This window comes from Nonomuraea sp. KM90 (assembly GCF_052246675.1).
In the GTDB taxonomy this organism is placed as follows: Bacteria; Actinomycetota; Actinomycetes; order Streptosporangiales; family Streptosporangiaceae; genus Nonomuraea.
On sequence record NZ_JBQQCB010000125.1, the window covers coordinates 1 to 15,904 of the forward strand.

Here is a 15,904-nt window from a genome sequence, read left to right on the forward strand (position 1 = left end):
CCCCCGCCCCTGCTGCTCGCCGCCACTCGCCGGACGGAGCCATGATGATCGAAAAGCTGCGCCGCACGCTCGACCCCGTCTGCCCCGAACGCCTGGTCGGTCCCGGGCATCCCCGCTACGACGAGATCAGGCAGCTGTTCAACGGCATGCACGACCGCCGCCCCGACCTCGTCGCCCTGCCGTACAACCGCACCGAGCTCGGCCTCGTGATCCGCGCGGCCGCCCAGGCCCAGGTGCCCATCGCGGTGCGCGGCAGCGGCCACAACATCGCGGGCTCCGCCTCCCTGGACGGCGGCCTGGTCATCGACCTGCGCTTCCTCGACGGGGTCAGCATCGACCACACCGCCCGCGTGGCCCGGGTCAAGGGCGGCGCGACCTGGGCGGCCTTCGACGCCGCCGCCTCCGGGCACGGCCTGGCGGTCACCGGCGGCACCTTCGACACCACCGGGGTCGGCGGGCTCACCCTGGGCGGCGGCATCGGGCACCTGATGGGCAAGTACGGGCTGTCGTGCGACAACGTGCTCTCGTACGCGCTGGTGACCGCCGACGGCGAGCACGTCGTCGTGGACCGCGAGCGCGACCCCGAGCTGGACTGGGCGCTGCGCGGCGCCGGCCACAACTTCGGCGTCGTGGAGGAGTTCACCTTCCGCCTGCACGAGGTCTCCCGCGTGTACGGCGGCGTCGTGGCCTACCCGGAGCACGAGATGGCCGCGGCCACCCGGCTGTTCCGGGACCTGGCCGAGGACGCCCCCGACGAGCTGGTCTGCATCCTGCTCCTGGAACGGTACGGCCCGGCGCAGGAGCCGGCCGCCGTGATGAGCGTGTGCTACTGCGGATCCGACGAGCGGTACGTACGGACGCTGGAGCGGCGGCTGCGCGGCCCCGAGGTGCTGGACTGGCGCGTCGAGGAGCGCGACTACCTGAGCATGCAGCAGATCCTCGGCCGGCTGCCGTACGGCCTGCGGCACTACTGGAGCGCCCGGTGCACGACCGAGCTGCCCGACCAGCTGATCGACGAGCTGGTCGCCAGGTTCCGGGCCGGCCGCTGGCGAGGCACCTTCAACGACACCGTCTACCTGGAGGAGCTCCACGGCGCGGTGCGCAGGGGCCCGGCCGGCGGCTCCGCGGTGCCGTTCCGCGACGCCCGGTTCAACGTCACCGGCATGGCGATCTGGGAGTCGCCGGACGCGGACGCGGGGCAGACCGCCTGGGCGCGGTCGGTGTCCGCGGCGGCGGCGCCGTGGGGCGTGCACGGCGACGGCTACGTCAACTACGTCTCCGACGCCCACGCCGGCAACCGCGACCTGCGCGATCGGGCGCGGCGCACGTTCGGCGAGGAAGGGCTCGCCCGGCTGCTGAGCGTGAAGCGCCGGCTGGACCCGGGCAACCTCTTCAGGTCCAACTACAACCTCGACCCGGCCGCCTACGAATCGGTGACGTCATGAGCAGACGGCGATACGACCACGACACCGTCGCCATCGGCGCCGGCCCGTCGAACCTCAGCCTGGCCGCCCTGTACGAGGGCGCCTGCGGCCGGCCCCTGCCGGTCTTCGAGCGCAACCCCGGCCCCGCCTGGCACGAGGGGCTCATGCTGCCGGGAGCCCGGCTCCAGACCTCGTGGATCAAGGACCTGGTCTCCCTCGTGGACCCCAGGCACGAGCTGTCCTTCCTCAACTACATCGTCACCACCGGGCGGATCTACGGCTTCCTCAACGCCCAGTTCGACGCCATCCCGCGCCTGGAGTACGCCCGCTACCTCGCCTGGGCAGCCGAGCACCTCGACGTCACCTACGGCGCGGGCGTCGACCGGGTGGCCTACCGCGACGGCTTCGAGCTGTACGGCGGCGGCCGGCTGCTGGGCACGGCCCGCCACGTGGTGTTCGGCCTGGGCACCCGCCCGCACGTGCCCCCGTGCTTCGCGAGCCGGGCGCTGCCCGGCGTCATCCTGGCCGAGCACCTCATGGGCCGGCTGCCGGACCTGACCGGACACGACGCGCCCGCCGTGGTGGTCGGCGGCGGCCAGACGGGCGCCGAGTGCGTGCTCGCCCTGCTGCGGGCCGGCTTCCGCGACGTGCAGTGGATCGGCCGCCGCCACTGGTTCGCCCCGCTCGACGACTCGCCCCCGGCCAACGACCTCTACCGGCCCTCGTACCTGGGGTTCTTCGCCGGGCTGCCCGAGGCCACCCGCCGGCGGCTGCTGCGCGAGCAGGTCACCACCAGCGACGGCGTCTCCATGTCGAGCCTGCAGGAGATCTACCAGGCCGAGTACGAGGAGCGCCTGCGCAACGGCGGCCGCCCGCTGACCCTGCTGCCGGGCCGGGACGTCGTCGCGGTGTCGGGCCGGGGCGGCGCCGTCACGATGCGGTGCCGGCTCACCACCGGAGGGCACGAGTTCCGGGAGGCCAGGCATGTCGTGCTGGCCACCGGCCGGGAGCCGGCCCCGCTGCCGCTGGATCCGGAGCTGGCCGAGATGGTGGAGCTGGACGAGGCCGGCGAGCCGGTCGTCGAGCAGCACTACTCGCTGCTGTGGAAGCACGCCGACCAGCACCGCATCTTCGTGCAGAACCGGGCCCGGCTCACCCACGGCATCAACGACCCCAACCTCAGCCTCCTGTCGGTGCGGGCGGCCTGCATCGTCAACGCCCTGTTCGAGCGGGAGGCGTACCGGATCCGCGACGAGCACACCTTCACGATCTGGCCCGATTCCCATCGACCACGGTGAGTGATCATGAATTACGACAACAAAGTGTTCATCTCGTCGGCGCAGGGTCACGACGTTCCCGTCGGCCACTACCACCAGCGGGACCACGTCGTCTGGGCGGAGTTCCGCGGGGGAGAGGTGACGGCCGGGCGGCTGATCGGCACCTGCGCCCCCGACGGCACCCTGACCTTCGGCTACACCCAGGTGCTCGCGGACGGCCGGGTCGTCACGGGGACCTGCACGAGCACCCCCGAGGTGCTGCCGGACGGCAGGCTGCGCCTGCGCGAGAGCTGGCGCCGCCTCGACGCGGCGGGTGACTCGGAGGGGGTCTCCTTCATCGAGGAGGTCCGCTACGAGCGCCGCGGGCTCACCAGCCCGCTCTCGTAGGCGAGCACCACGAGCTGCGTGCGGTCGCGGATGCCGAGCTTGGCGATGATGCGGCTGACGTGGGTCTTGGCGGTCAGCGGGCTCATGTGGAGCGCCGCGCCGATCTCGGTGTTGTTGCGGCCGGCGGCGACCATCGCCATCACCTCGCGCTCGCGGTCGGTGAGGGTGTCGAGGCTCTTGCCCACGCCGTCGAGCGCGCCGCCGTCGGGACGCTGGGAGAACTCCTCGATGACCCGCCGGGTGACGCTCGGGGTGAGCAGCGCCTGCCCGTCGGCGACCACGCGTACGGCCCGGCGCAGCTCGTCGGAGTCGACGGTCTTGGTGAGGAACCCGCTGGCGCCCGCCTTCAGCGCGTCGAAGATGTACTCGTTGACCTCGAACGTGGTCAGCACGATGACCTTGACCGCCTCCAGCGCCGGGTCGCTCATGATCTCGCGGGTGGCGGCCAGGCCGTCGAGCCGCGGCATGCGGATGTCGATCAGCACGATGTCGGGCCGCTCCCTGCGCGTCACCTCCACCGCCTCCACGCCGTTCTCGGCCTCGGCGACCACCTCGATGTCGGCGTCCATCTCGAGCAGGCTGCGGAAGCCCGCGCGGACGAGCTGCTGGTCGTCGGCGAGGACGACGCGGATCGTCATCGATCACTTCCTCTCTCAGGGGGCGGGGATCCAGCCGCTGACGGTGTAGCGGCCGTCGGTGTCGGGCCCCGCGGTCAGCCAGCCACCCAGGCTGGTGGCCCGCTCCTGCATGCCCGTCAGCCCGTGACCGCCCTTCGGTCTGGACGGCCCGCGGGCCGGCGGGGTCGCGCCGGTGCCATTGTTCCGTACCGTGACGGCGACGCCGTCACCCCGGTATTCCAGCTCCACCTCGACGAGGGTGGCGTTCGCGTGTTTCAGCACGTTCGTCAGCGATTCCTGGACGATGCGGTAGATGGCCAGCCCGGCCGCCGGGCGGACCTGGGCGGGGTCGCCCTCCTCGACGAGGTCGATCTTCAGCGGGGACACCCGGGCCCGGTCGACCAGCGTGCCGATGTCGGCCACGCCGGGCAGCGGCGTCAGCTCGGGGGACGGTTTGCCCTGGCCCTTGCTCTGCCCGTTGCGCAGCACGTGGACGGCCGCCTGCAGCTCGGCGATGGCCTCGTTGTTGATGTCGCGGGCGGTGCGGAGCGCGGCGCGGCCCGCCTCCAGATCGCGGGCCACCAGGTCGTGGGCCACGCCCATCTGGATGCCGACCACGGCCAGGGTGTGGGCGGTGACGTCGTGGAGCTCCTGGGCGATGCGCAGGCGCTCGTCGATCAGCTGCTGGTTGGCCTCGCCCTCCAGGCGCTGGCGTACCTCCTCGGACCAGCGGCTGCGGCTGTGCATGCTGTCGCCGAGGAACAGCGCGCCGATGACGAGGAGCAGCTCGCGGAAGATCCCGTCGATGAGGCTGAGGGTGAGGTCGACGTTCTGGTAGGCCAGCCACACGGAGGAGCTCGCGAACGCCAGCAGCCCGACGACCGCGGCGAACATCAGCCGGCCGGCCGCCGCCATGGTGCACAGCGGGATGATCAGCGGCCAGACCGGCGCGATGCTCGGGAAGTCCGTCAGGTTGTAGACCGTGACCGCGACGAGGCTTCCCACCAGCACCAGGCCCGGCCAGCGCCGGCGCACCAGCAGCAGCGCGCCCAGCGTCACGCCCAGGATGTAGGCGGCGATGCTGGACGTGGGCCGCTCCGACGGCTCGGCCGACACCGACACGCTGATCATCACGCTGCCGGACGAGATGCCGGCGAGGAGCACGTCGATCACCCAGCGCAGCCACGGGGCGTCGAGCTCCGGAGCGTAGACGACGTCGCCAGGGCGCAGCAGTCGCATGACTACCTCCGGGCGTCACTGGCGAGCGGACTCCGGCTTTCACCGTAGCCCGAGCGGCTCCGGCCTTCACCGTAGCCCAAGCGGCTCCGGCCTTCACCGTAGCGCGACAGACGATCTACGGCCAGCCGGGTCACCCGTGGTTGTGGGGGAGCGACTTGGGCACCCGCACCCGGTCGGCGGGGGACACGGTGAGGAACTGGCCCATCATCCCGGAATCCTCGTGGGCCAGGATGTGGCAGTGGAACATGTACGGCCTGATCGGGTCGGAATGCCGCAGATAGCTGACCCCGAGCCGGACCGTGCTGCCGGGCGGCACGATCACCGTGTCCTTGTTGCCGCGCATGTGCGGGGGCGGCGTCCGGCGGTCGAGGTCGAGCACCTGGAACGTCACGCCGTGGATGTGGAAGTTGTGTGGGATGTCCTGGTCGTTCTTGACTTCCCAGACGCCCACCGAGCTCGCCGTGGCGACGTGGTCGACCCGCTTCATGTCCATGGTCTTGTCGTTGAAGGTGAAGTCGCCCATCACCATCCGGGTCACCTGGGCGTTCGCCGCCGGGCGGATCGGCGGGACGGTGGCCAGCGCCGACGGCAGCGGAGGCGACGGCCGCAGCTGCGGCGCCGCCACGAACCGCAGCAGGTCCATCTCGTCGCCGCCGCCCGCGAGCTGCTCGAACAGGAAGTTCGACTGCAGGTCGGGGGCGAAGCTGCGGAGCACGACCTTCTCACCGGGCTTGAACGCGACCACGATCTCCGCCCGCTCGCCGGGTGAGAGCATCAGGCGCTTGAGCGCCAGCGGGGCCGGCAGCAGCCCGCCGTCGGTGCCGACGAGCTGGAAGGTCCTGCCGTCGGCGAACCCGATGTCGTAGACGCGGGCGTTGGAGCCGTTCAGCAGCCGGAAGCGGGCCAGCGTGGTCGTCACCCTGAAGAACGGGTCGTAGGTGCCGTTGATCAGTATCCGGTCGCCGAGCAGGCCCGTCACGTTGATCCCGCCGAACTTGATGCCCTCGGTGCTGAGCGTGCCGTCGTCGTTGAAGTTCTTGTCCTGGATGATCAGCGGGACGTCGTCGACGCCGTACGTGTGCGGCAGCCGGGTGTCACCGTCGTCGATGAGGAACAGGCCGGCGATGCCCCGGTACACGTGCTCCGCGGTGAGGGCGTGCAGGTGCGGGTGGTACCACAGCGTGGTCGCCGGCTGCTCGATGGTCCACTGCGGAGACCACGTGCGGCCGGGCGCGATGAGCTGGTGCGGCCCGCCGTCCATCTGGGCGGGCAGGTGCATGCCGTGCCAGTGGATGGTCGTCGTCTGCCGCAGCCGGTTGGTGACGTGCATGTGCACGCGGTCTCCCCGGTTGACCCGGATCGTGGGGCCGAGATAGCTGCCGTTGGCCCCCCACGTGGGGGTGCGCCGGCCCGGGATCAGCTCGGAGACGCCTTCCTGCAGGTTCAGCCTGAACTGCTTGGTCGTCCTGCTCGATCCCGGAGCCGGGGCGAGCAGGGGCGGGATGCGCAAGGGGGCCGAGAAGGACAGATGGCCCCCGTTGCCACGGGAGGCGTCCACCCACAACCAGCCGGCGAAGCCGCCGATGGGCGCTACCGTCACGACACCGATTCCGGTCATCCAGCGGAGTACCGTTCGGCGGGTCTCTCGTCTCATGATGTCGTCCTTGTCCCCCCGGTCCGTGCTGCTTCGGTACGTCGTGCGGGGGCGTCAGTAGCCGCGGCCACGGCGGGAGGGCCAGGGCAGCATGAGGGGGATGCCGACGATCATCAGCCACCACCCGATGAGGACCTCGGGCATCGGGACGAACTTGGGGTTCTTGATGATCTCGCTGATCGGGACGAAGAGAACGCCCAGATTGAACAGCAGGCCGGCCAGCGCGATGACGGCGCCGACCCAGAAACGCGGACGGCTGAGCAGCGAACGCCGCCGGGTGTTCGTGTCCATTGCTTCCTCCAGATTGTGCATTTGTCGCCCCCTTAACCGTAAGAATTCGCAGGTCGGGGGGCATCTGCCGGTCGGAGTTCGTTTCGTGCGCCATTGGTAGTAGCCCGGGGGGTCACATAGTCTTCCGGGAGTAGGAGAGGGCCCATGCGGTGACGCGCAGGAGCGCCTCGACGACGATGGCGCGGCTCATCTTGCTGGCGCCGCGGGTGCGCTCCACGAAGGTGATCGGCACCTCCGCCACGCGCAGGCCCGCGCGTACCGTCCTGAGGGTCAGGTCGACCTGGAAGCAGTAGCCCTGCGACTCCACGTCGTCGAGGCCGATCTCCTTCAGCGTCGTCGCGCGGTAGGCCCGGTACCCGCCGGTGGCGTCCCGCACGGGGAGGCGGAGCACGGCCCGCGTGTACGCGTTGCCGGCCCGCGACAGCAGCTCGCGGGACCTCGGCCAGTTGACCACCCGCCCGCCCGGCACCCAGCGCGAGCCGATGACGAGGTCGGCCGTCCGCAGGGCCGCCAGCAGGGCGGGCAGCTCCTCCGGGCGGTGCGAGCCGTCGGCGTCCATCTCCACCAGCACGTCGTAGGCCCGGTCGAGCCCCCATGTGAAGCCGTGGATGTAGGCCGCGCCCAGGCCCGCCTTCCCCGGGCGGTGCAGGACGTGCACCTGAGGGTCGCGGCGGGCGAGCGCGTCGGCGAGGTCGCCGGTGCCGTCGGGGCTGGCGTCGTCCGCCACGAGCACGTCCGCCTCGGGCACGGCGGCGCGTACCCGGCCGACGACGCTCTCCACGTTCTCCCGCTCGTTGTACGTCGGGACGACGACGAGGATCCGCCCGGGCTCGGGATAGGCGTCCACGGCCGGTCACCCGCCGATCGCGTGCAGGCCACCGTCGGCGTGCACGATCTCGCCCGTGGTGGACGGGAGCCAGCCGGACATCAGCGCCAGGCACGTCCGGGCCACGGGCTCGGGGTCCGAGCTGTCCCAGCCGAGCGGCGCCCTGGACTTCCACGTGCTCTCGAAGTCGCCGAAGCCGGGGATGCCCTTGGCGGCGATCGTGCGCAGCGGGCCGGCGCACACCAGGTTCACCCTGATGCCGCGCGGCCCGAGGTAGCCGGCCAGATAGCGGGAGCACGACTCCAGCCCGGCCTTGGCCACGCCCATCCAGTCGTAGCCGGGCCAGGCCACGGAGGCGTCGAAGTCGAGGCCCACGATCGAGCCGCCGTCCTCCATCAGCGGGGCGGCCGCCATGGCCAGCGCCTTCAGCGAGTACGTGGAGACCTGGACGGCCGTGGCCACGTCCTCCCACGGGGTGGTCAGGAAGTCGCCGCCGAGCGCGGTCCGCGGCGCGAACCCGATCGAGTGCAGCACCCCGTCCAGCCGGTCGGCGTGCGGGCGGATCCGGTCCGCCAGGGAGTCGAGGTGCGCGCTGTCGGTGACGTCCAGCTCCAGCACCGGCGCGGGCCGCGGCAGGCGGGCCGCGATGCGCTCGACGAGGCCGAGCCTGCCGTAGCCGGTGACCACCACCGCGGCGCCTTCCCGCTGGGCCAGCCGCGCGACGTGGAACGCGATCGACGATTCGGTGAGAACTCCCGTGACCAGGATTTGTTTACCGCTGAGAAGTCCCATTGAATAACCTCGCTCATATCATTTTCCGGCCATCTTCCAGGTTCGCCTTGGACGACCGCTAGAGACGCGCTCGTGGCCGCCAAGAAGGTCACTGGTGGGCCGTCTGCGTGCCCTGGACGCCGGGAAACACGCTAACTAGCCTGGCCAGCAGGGAATTCTTGTGATGGAGGCGAAATTGCTGGGATTGCGAAAAGAAAAAACCCCGGTCCTGATCGTCGGCGGGGGTGTCGCGGGCATTTCCACGGCCGCTTTTCTGGCCGCGTACGGGCTGGCTTCGGTGCTGGTCGAGCGGCGGCCGGGCACCTCGACCCACCCGCGGGCGCGCGGCGTCAACGCGCGCACGATGGAGCTCCTGGCCGCGCTCGGCGTCGACGACCGGGTACGCGCCGCCGACTCCGCCCGGGCGCTGGCCGCCAACAGCGGCATCAGGGCGATGGAGACGCTGGCCGGCCAGGAGTACGGCGAGATGCACGCCCCCTACTTCGTCGACCCCCTTGTCAGCCTGGAGCACATCAGCCCGGCCGGCTGGTGCCTGTGCGACCAGGACGAGCTGGAGCCGATCCTGCTGGAGCGGGCCGTCGAGCTCGGCGCCGACGCCCGCTTCGGCACGACCCTCGAACATTGGACGCCGTCTCAGGACGACGACGACGGCGGCGGCGGCGGCGACGGCGTGCGCGCGGTCGTGCGCGAGGCGGCCACGGACGAGGTCTACGAGATCGAGGCCGATTACCTGGTGGCGGCCGACGGCGGCGGGAGCCGGGTGCGGCAGGCGCTCGGCATCGGCCGTGCCGGGGCGGGCACGCTCGCCCACTACCTCAACATCCACTTCCACGCCGACCTGCGCGAGGCGCTGGGGGAGCGCCGGTTCATCCTGTCCTACGTCGTCAACTCACACCTCATGGGCGCGCTCGTGCCGGTCGACAACGCGGTCAACTGGCTGCTGCACGTCATGTACGACCCGGAGAGCGGGCAGAGCCCCGACGACTTCCCCGAGGAGCGGTGCGCCGAGCTCGTACGGGCCGCCGCGGGGCTGCCCGACCTGGACGTGAAGATCAAGAGCGTGCTGCCGTGGGAGGCGGCCGGGCTGACCGCGGACTCCTACCGCCGGGACCGCGTCTTCCTCGTCGGCGACGCCGCGCACGTCATGCCCCCCTCTGGCGCCCTCGGCTCCAACACCGGCATCCAGGACGCCCAGAACCTGGCGTGGAAGCTCGCCATGGTGGCACGCGGCCAGGCCGGGCCCGGCCTGCTGGACAGTTACGAGGCCGAGCGGCGGCCGGTGGCGGTGGCGACGGTGGAGCAGGCGGTGCTCCGGTCGAAGGACCGGCCGGCGATGATGGGCGAGGAGTCGGAGGCCGCCGAAGGGATCGAGCCCGACCACACGGTCCACTTCCGCCAGCTCTACCGTTCCTCCGCCGTGGCGGACGCCACGGCCGTCACTCAACCCCACCAACCCGCCACCGCCGCCGATGCTGCGGTCGGCCGGGTGGGCGGGGCGGCTGTCGCGGGGGCCGAGGAGCACCGCTCGCCGTGGGCGGAGGACTGCGACGGGCGGCCCGGGACGCGGGCGCCGCACGCGCGGGTGTCGCTCGCGGGACGGCGGATCTCGACGATCGAGCTGTTCGGCCGGTCGTGGACCCTGGTCACCGGCTCGGCCGGGCCGTGGGCGCCCGCCATGGCGCCGGTCGCGGCCCGGCTCGGGCTGGAGGTGCCGGTGTACCGCCTGGGCGTCGAGCTGACCGACCCCGACGACCGGTGCGCCGCCGTATACGGGGGCGCCGGCACCGCCACGCTCGTCCGCCCGGACGGTTTCGTCGCCTGGCGGAGCGACCGCCCTGCACCCGATCCCGAGGCGGCGCTGGAGACCGCCCTGCGCGCCCTGCTGGACCGGCCACGAGCCGCGGGGGAGCCACGATGACCGCGATGCGCCTGTACCTGCTGCGGCTCGGCACGATCCGCGGCATCGAGGCCCCCGTGCCGGGCTACCTGATCCGGCTCCACGACGGCACGAACGTCCTGGTCGACACCGGCTACCGGGCGGCCCCGGCGGGCGGCGACGTCCCGATCGAGGTGGGGCCGGAGGACGACGTCGCCGCCAGGCTCGCCGAGCTGGGCCTGACCCCGGCGGACATCCACGTGGTGATCTGCACGCACCTCGACCCCGACCACGCCGGCAACCACGACAAGTTCCCCGGCGCCGAGTTCGTCGTCCAGCGCGCGCACCTGGAGGCCGCCCGCTCCGGGCGGATCGAGCGGCTGGAGGAGGCGCGCAAGCACTGGGACCTGCCCGGCCTGCGGTACCGGCAGGTCGAGGGCGACGTCCGTCTGCTGCCGGGGATCGAGCTGATCGAGTCGGGCGGCCACGTGCCGGGCCACCAGTCGGTGCTCGTCCGCCTCCCGGAGACGGGCGCCGTGCTCCTGGCCGGCGACGCCATCCCCATGGGCATCGCCGCCGACCCCGACGAGCGCCCGATCCTCCCGTTCGACCTGGACGAGGCCGGGACCCGGGCGAGCACCCGCAAGCTGGCCGCGCTCGCGGCCCGCGAGGACGCCCTGGTGATCTACGGCCACGACCCGATGCAGTGGGCCGGCCTCACCGTCTCGCCGGCTTGCTATCCCTGACCCGGCCTGTCAGATATCGCGTCAAGAGAAATTCCCGGCCCCTTTCCAAGGGGGCCGGGAATTTGTCATGCTACTTGTCGCGGGTGCAGTCGGCGATGATGATCCGCTGCCATTTCCCGTCGAGCTTGAAGAGCATGTCGTCGGTGAATCTGTCGGGCCCGAGCCTGGTGAAGATCTCCCGGAACGGGATGGGCGGGCTGTTCTGGAGGAAGAGCTCGCCGTCGGTGAGGTCCAGCACGTTGCCCTTCCACCCGACGCCGAACTGCAGCGCCCTGATGCCCGTGCTGTCGAAGTGATTGGTCACCACCCGCTTGTTGGTGGTGTCGTACCCCCAGACCCCCTTGAACGCGACCGGGTTCTCCACCTGCGGCCCGGGCTGCTCCTGGCTGTTCCACACGAACCACCGGCCGCTCAGCTCATAGGCGCCCGTGGCCTTCAGCGTGCTGGTGTACGGCTTGCCCATGGGCGGGGTGTTCTCGGACTTGCAGGTCCAGCTGCCCGCGAACCACTCGAACTGCTTGAGGTTCTTGTCGGTGGTGGTGTTCGCGGCACCGTTGCGCGGCGGCTCCTGCGCCGCGGTGGCCGGCGCCTGGGCGGGGGCCGCCTGGGCAGGAGGCTGCGCGGCGGTGGACGACTGCGCCGCGCCGGCGCAACCGGTCAGCGGAATCGCCACGATGAGGGCCGTGGACCTGACGACGGCCCGCTGGTTTTTCGTCAACATTTGACTCCTCTTCTCCGCCCGGCCATTTCACAGCCGACAGGAATGCGTGATGCGGTGGGCTTCTGACAACGACGTTAACTTTCCGACATAGGCGGCCGGTCGTCGCCCGCTAGAGCGCAGATCCGGGGCCGTCGGAATGATTCACGGCAATTCCACGACCTGGGCCGCGTACACCAGTCCCGAGCCGAATCCGATGAGCAGCGCGCGGTCGCCGCTGCGGACCGCGTTCGTGCTCAGCAGCGCGTCCATGGCCAGCGGGATGGAGGCGGCGGAGGTGTTGCCGCTCCGCTCGATGTCGTACGCGACCGTGATGTCCTCGCCGAGGCCGAGCCCCTCGGCGATGGCGTCGGTGATGAGCTTGTTCGCCTGGTGCGGGATGAACGCGTCCAGGTCGGCGGGCGTGAGGCCGGCCCGCTCGATGGCCCGCGCGGCGATCGGGATGAGCTCGGCGGTCGCCCAGCGATAGACGCGCCAGCCCGACATCGTCAGGACCGGCCACTTCAGGTCCGGCTGCCGCTGCAGCTCGGGCACCCAGAAGCCGCTCATGCCGACGGCGCCGGCGCGCGAGCCGTCCGAGCCCCACACCACGGGGCCGATGCCCGGCCGGTCCGATGGGCCCACCACGACCGCCCCGGCGCCGTCGGCGAACAGGAAGGCGGTGCTGGGGTCCTCGTGGTCGAGGATGTCGGACACCCGCTCGGCGCCGATCATCAGCACGTACTCGGCGCTGCCGGCCCGTACCATGTCGCTGGCGAGGGCCAGCGCGTACGAGAAGCCCGCGCAGGCGGCGGAGACGTCGAACGCGGCGGCCCGCCCGGCGCCGATCCGGTGGGCCACCTCCGAGGCCAGCGACGGCATCTGGGTGAGGTGTGTCGTGGTCGCGGTCAGCACGCAGCCGACCCGCGCCGGATCGACCCCGGCCGCGGCCAGCGCCTTCTCCGCGGCGGCGGCGGACATCATGGGCAGCGACTCGCCGGGACCGGCGAAGCGCCGCTCCCTGACACCGGAGCGGGACTCGATCCACTTCTCCGTACGGCCCACGCGCTCGGCGATCTCCGCGTTCGTGACGACGCTCGCGGGCCGGTAGACGCCCAGCCCGAGTATGCGGCTGCCGGTGACCCGCCCGGCGGCGGGGAGCTCGATGGTCATCGCTCGTCTCACTCCTCGGTTTCCCCGCGCCGCCAGGTCACCGGCATCGCGGACAGAGTTCGGATCATGGTGTTGGGGTTCCAGGTCAGCTCCTCCACGGGCACGGCGAGGCTCAGCCCGGGCAGGCGACGCACCAGCGAGCCGATGGCCAGGCGCATCTCCAGCCGGGCGAGGTTCGCGCCGAGACAGTGGTGGAAGCCGTGGCCGAAGGCGACGTGGGAAACGTCGCCCCGGCCGAAGGGCCGGTCGAGGACCAGGTTGTCGGGGTCGGCGAAGGCGCAGCCGTCCCGGTTGGCGGAGGTGGTCGAGGGGATGACGGCCTCACCCCGGCGGATCGTCACGCCTCCCAGCTCGACGTCCTCGGTGGCGACCCGGATCGTCCCGCCGCTGACGGCGCCCGGGGTGAAGCGCAGCAGCTCCTCGACCGCCGTCGTGATCAGCTGCGGGCGCGCACGCAGGCGGGCCAGCTCGTCCGGGCGGAGGAGCAGGACCAGCGTGCCGTTGATGAGGGCGGCGGCCACGGTGTGGTAGCCGGCCGTCAGCAGCGTCGCCCCGAAGGTGAGCAGCTCCTCGTACGTCAGGCGCTCACCGTCGTGGTCGGAGGCGAGCACGCTCAGCACGTCCCCGCGGAACTCGTGCCGCTTGGCCGACACCAGCGAGGCCAGGTAGTCGTGCAGCGTGGCCCTGGCCGCGACGAGCCTGTCGGCGTCGGCCGGCACGAGGCTGAGCGCGATGTCGGCCGACTGCCTGAACCGCTCCCGGTCTTCTTCCGGCACGCCGAGGATCTCGCAGATCACCGCCATGGCGAGCGGCACCGCGAACCCCTGCGCCAGGTCGCCGGGGGCGCCCTTGGCCACCAGCTCGTCGAGCAGCGCGTCGGTCAGCTCCTGGATGCGCGGTCGCATGGCGGCGATCCGGCGCGCGGTGAACGCGTACGCGACGAGGGACCTGAGCCGGGTGTGCTCGGGCGGGTCGAGCGAGAGGATCGAGGTCGCGTCGGGCGGCACGGGCCGCAGCCGCGGCGCCCCGGGCCTGGCCGCCGCGGCCCTGCTGAAGCGGTGGTCCGACAGCACCTGGCGGACCTCGTGGTAGCCGGTGACCAGCCACGCGTGGTCGCCGGTGGGCAGCTTCACCAGCGCCACGGGCTCCTCCTGGCGGAGCTGCGCGAACTCGGGTGGTGGATCGGTCAGCGCGGCTCCCCGGAACGGGAACTGGTATCTCGGTGTCGCCTTACTGGGCACGGGCGGCCTCCCATCGCCGGATCGCCGTACGGGCGGATCCATGGTCGCGAGGAGACGTCGAGCCCCGATCGAGAGCCGTTAGGACCACACCGCCCGTCCGCGAGCACCGGGCTGGGGCGCGAACGAGACGGGCGGGCGGGCGCCGGAACCGGGTGGGAAAACAAGAGGCGCACCCGTTGTCACGGGTGCGCCTCGGTGGAAACGCCTCAGGGTCCTGCCGGTCATCACGTCCGCATGAGGACGTCTGCAGCAGACCCTTCGAGGATCACCTGCTGCGCATGACGCAGCTCGGCCGAGGGTTCAAGGCCGATCTCGGCGCGGATCACCTTCCGCAGGCGTTGGTAGACGTCGAGCGCGTCGGCCCGCCGGCCCGAGCGGTGGAGCGAGACCATCAGCTGCAGGTGGTACCACTCGTGCAGGGGATGAGCCGCGGCGAGTGCCCGCAGTTCGCCAACCAGCTGGCGATGTTTGCCCAGGCGCATATCGGCCTCGATACGCAACTCGAGCGCGGACAGGTGGCTCTCCTCCAGCCAGGCCAGATGTGCGGCGAGACGCGGCCCCGGCTCGACGTCGGCCAGTGCGCGCTCCCGCCACAGCGCGAGAGCCTGGTGCAGCAGCCGGCTGGCGGTCCGGGCGTCGTCGAGGGCGAGTGCCGCCTGTCCTTCCTCCACGAGCTTCTCGAACAGCGTCGCGTCGAGATGGTCCGGATCCAGCCGGATCATGTAACCCGGTGGCCGGGTCACCAGCAGTTCGCAGTCGTCCGCCGAGGGGCCGTAGCTCAGGATTTTCCTGAGCTGGTAGACGTATGTCTGCAGGGTGGCCACGGCGCTGCGGGGCAGTTTGCCCCGCCACAATTCCTCTAGCAAAATCTCGGTGGGGACGACCCGATTGGGCTGGACGAGCAGCAGCGAAAGGACTTCACGGAGCTTCGGTGCGGTCGGGGTGCAATCTCCTTCTCCATTGCTCACCTCTAGCGTGCCTAGGATGCCGAATCGCAGCATGGCTGCTCCCTAATCTGATGATGTTGCGTTGCTGCCTGACTTGCCAGCCCCTTATTGCCGCTGTGACCTCGCTCGGAGCCAGTATCGTCCAGCCGTGTTCGAGTGTCACTACTCGTTTGTCTATATCTCTGCACATGAATGGCTCGGGAAGCGCACGAGGCGTTCTCGAACGCATCTGGACCTTTCATGACCTGCGACTCTCACCCATTAGGCAAGGTCGCTGTTAACATTCTGATGTTGATCAACTGATTTGGTCAGGACGAAAGTCAGGACGTTTCGGTGGTCCGAATGGGGCGATCGCGGCCGTAACCGCAGCTCGCGACCCGTGGTCCGGGCCACCGTGTCGCCGCCGCTACTCTCCGTGCCGGAGTCGTCCAAAGGGAGTAGGCCGGCGCCGGGCTACTCCCCCGGTCGTACCCGGCGTCGCTGCACGCCGAGTATTCGACGGAATCGCAGAATGGGTAGGCTTAATTCAGGCTCTTCACCGAGCCGTCCGTCCTGTCGTCGAGTAAGGAGCCAGATAAATCCAGTCACGTATCCGGTGATGAACCGCGGCTCCGCTGATGAACGCCGGCGCTGCCCGTTCATCGTGATTTACGCTCGTGGAGATGAAGCTCACGTGGGTGACGAGGGTACTTCCGGCTTCCGCCGGGACTTTCAGCT

General features: G+C 71.0%; 15 protein-coding genes. 5 read left to right on the top strand and 10 right to left on the bottom strand.

The window, feature by feature from the left end; translation table 11 throughout:
• The 3 genes from ACTWPW_RS52740 to ACTWPW_RS52750 form a co-directional block, all read left to right on the top strand.
• Positions 1 to 1,445 (top strand): FAD-binding oxidoreductase (locus ACTWPW_RS52740; RefSeq protein ID WP_443173380.1); only part of this gene is annotated, 1,445 nt, incomplete at its 5' end.
• Complete coding sequence (locus ACTWPW_RS52745; RefSeq protein ID WP_443173381.1) at positions 1,442 to 2,722, top strand: lysine N(6)-hydroxylase/L-ornithine N(5)-oxygenase family protein; 1,281 nt, start codon at positions 1,442 to 1,444, stop codon at positions 2,720 to 2,722. The genes ACTWPW_RS52740 and ACTWPW_RS52745, both read left to right, overlap by 4 nt.
• A 6-nt stretch (positions 2,723 to 2,728) precedes the next feature.
• Positions 2,729 to 3,088, top strand: a complete 360-nt coding sequence (locus ACTWPW_RS52750; protein ID WP_364123197.1) for a hypothetical protein — start codon at positions 2,729 to 2,731, stop codon at positions 3,086 to 3,088.
• On the opposite strand, the gene ACTWPW_RS52755 is transcribed toward ACTWPW_RS52750, so the two are convergent.
• The 6 genes from ACTWPW_RS52755 to fabI all read right to left on the bottom strand — a co-directional run bounded on the left by ACTWPW_RS52755 (position 3,052) and on the right by fabI (position 8,507).
• The gene (locus tag ACTWPW_RS52755) at positions 3,052 to 3,726 is read right to left on the bottom strand and encodes a response regulator transcription factor (protein WP_364123199.1); all 675 of its coding nucleotides are present in this window, start codon (positions 3,724 to 3,726) and stop codon (positions 3,052 to 3,054) included. The two genes, ACTWPW_RS52750 and ACTWPW_RS52755, sit on opposite strands and share 37 nt — an antisense overlap.
• 15 nt (positions 3,727 to 3,741) lie before the next feature.
• Complete coding sequence (locus ACTWPW_RS52760) at positions 3,742 to 4,944, bottom strand: sensor histidine kinase (protein WP_375108809.1); 1,203 nt, start codon at positions 4,942 to 4,944, stop codon at positions 3,742 to 3,744.
• 130 nt (positions 4,945 to 5,074) lie between these two features.
• Complete coding sequence (locus tag ACTWPW_RS52765) at positions 5,075 to 6,562, bottom strand: multicopper oxidase family protein (RefSeq protein WP_375108808.1); 1,488 nt, start codon at positions 6,560 to 6,562, stop codon at positions 5,075 to 5,077.
• A gap of 90 nt (positions 6,563 to 6,652) precedes the next feature.
• Complete coding sequence (locus ACTWPW_RS52770) at positions 6,653 to 6,889, bottom strand: hypothetical protein (RefSeq protein WP_375108807.1); 237 nt, start codon at positions 6,887 to 6,889, stop codon at positions 6,653 to 6,655.
• 112 nt (positions 6,890 to 7,001) lie between these two features.
• Positions 7,002 to 7,736, bottom strand: coding sequence for a polyprenol monophosphomannose synthase (locus ACTWPW_RS52775; RefSeq protein WP_375108806.1), 735 nt, complete (start codon positions 7,734 to 7,736; stop codon positions 7,002 to 7,004).
• A 6-nt stretch (positions 7,737 to 7,742) separates the two neighbouring features.
• A complete protein-coding gene (gene fabI / locus ACTWPW_RS52780; RefSeq protein WP_375108805.1) occupies positions 7,743 to 8,507 on the bottom strand; it encodes an enoyl-ACP reductase FabI in 765 nt (254 codons plus the stop codon).
• Positions 8,508 to 8,691: 184 nt separating this feature from the next.
• Here fabI and ACTWPW_RS52785 point away from each other — a divergent pair, with 184 nt between their 5' ends.
• Positions 8,692 to 10,425 (top strand): FAD-dependent monooxygenase, encoded by a 1,734-nt coding sequence (locus ACTWPW_RS52785; RefSeq protein ID WP_443173382.1) that lies wholly within the window; start codon positions 8,692 to 8,694, stop codon positions 10,423 to 10,425.
• Positions 10,422 to 11,129 carry an N-acyl homoserine lactonase family protein gene (locus ACTWPW_RS52790; RefSeq protein WP_443173383.1) on the top strand — a complete coding sequence of 236 codons (708 nt, stop codon included), beginning with the start codon at positions 10,422 to 10,424 and terminating at the stop codon, positions 11,127 to 11,129. Before ACTWPW_RS52785 ends, ACTWPW_RS52790 begins: the two co-directional genes overlap by 4 nt.
• A 70-nt stretch (positions 11,130 to 11,199) precedes the next feature.
• Here ACTWPW_RS52790 and ACTWPW_RS52795 read toward each other — a convergent pair whose 3' ends face one another.
• From ACTWPW_RS52795 to ACTWPW_RS52810, 4 genes are all read right to left on the bottom strand, one after another.
• A complete protein-coding gene (locus tag ACTWPW_RS52795) occupies positions 11,200 to 11,850 on the bottom strand; it encodes a hypothetical protein (protein WP_443173384.1) in 651 nt (216 codons plus the stop codon).
• Positions 11,851 to 11,991: 141 nt separating this feature from the next.
• The gene (locus ACTWPW_RS52800) at positions 11,992 to 12,999 is read right to left on the bottom strand and encodes a beta-ketoacyl-ACP synthase 3 (RefSeq protein WP_375108802.1); all 1,008 of its coding nucleotides are present in this window, start codon (positions 12,997 to 12,999) and stop codon (positions 11,992 to 11,994) included.
• Positions 13,000 to 13,007: 8 nt separating this feature from the next.
• Complete coding sequence (locus tag ACTWPW_RS52805) at positions 13,008 to 14,240, bottom strand: cytochrome P450 (protein ID WP_443173385.1); 1,233 nt, start codon at positions 14,238 to 14,240, stop codon at positions 13,008 to 13,010.
• A gap of 224 nt (positions 14,241 to 14,464) precedes the next feature.
• A complete protein-coding gene (locus ACTWPW_RS52810; protein ID WP_364123221.1) occupies positions 14,465 to 15,241 on the bottom strand; it encodes an AfsR/SARP family transcriptional regulator in 777 nt (258 codons plus the stop codon).
• Positions 15,242 to 15,904: the final 663 nt, after the last annotated feature.

Bases quoted from the DNA above. Each gene is read 5' to 3' on its own strand.
- ACTWPW_RS52760 (WP_375108809.1), bottom strand. From the start codon at position 4,944: ATGCGACTGCTGCGCCCTGGCGACGTCGTCTACGCTCCGGAGCTCGAC.
- ACTWPW_RS52790 (WP_443173383.1), top strand. From the start codon at position 10,422: ATGACCGCGATGCGCCTGTACCTGCTGCGGCTCGGCACGATCCGCGGC.
- ACTWPW_RS52750 (WP_364123197.1), top strand. From the start codon at position 2,729: ATGAATTACGACAACAAAGTGTTCATCTCGTCGGCGCAGGGTCACGAC.
- ACTWPW_RS52810 (WP_364123221.1), bottom strand. From the start codon at position 15,241: ATGCTGCGATTCGGCATCCTAGGCACGCTAGAGGTGAGCAATGGAGAA.
- ACTWPW_RS52770 (WP_375108807.1), bottom strand. From the start codon at position 6,889: ATGGACACGAACACCCGGCGGCGTTCGCTGCTCAGCCGTCCGCGTTTC.
- ACTWPW_RS52755 (WP_364123199.1), bottom strand. From the start codon at position 3,726: ATGACGATCCGCGTCGTCCTCGCCGACGACCAGCAGCTCGTCCGCGCG.
- ACTWPW_RS52800 (WP_375108802.1), bottom strand. From the start codon at position 12,999: ATGACCATCGAGCTCCCCGCCGCCGGGCGGGTCACCGGCAGCCGCATA.
- fabI (WP_375108805.1), bottom strand. From the start codon at position 8,507: ATGGGACTTCTCAGCGGTAAACAAATCCTGGTCACGGGAGTTCTCACC.
- ACTWPW_RS52745 (WP_443173381.1), top strand. From the start codon at position 1,442: ATGAGCAGACGGCGATACGACCACGACACCGTCGCCATCGGCGCCGGC.
- ACTWPW_RS52795 (WP_443173384.1), bottom strand. From the start codon at position 11,850: ATGTTGACGAAAAACCAGCGGGCCGTCGTCAGGTCCACGGCCCTCATC.
- ACTWPW_RS52765 (WP_375108808.1), bottom strand. From the start codon at position 6,562: ATGACCGGAATCGGTGTCGTGACGGTAGCGCCCATCGGCGGCTTCGCC.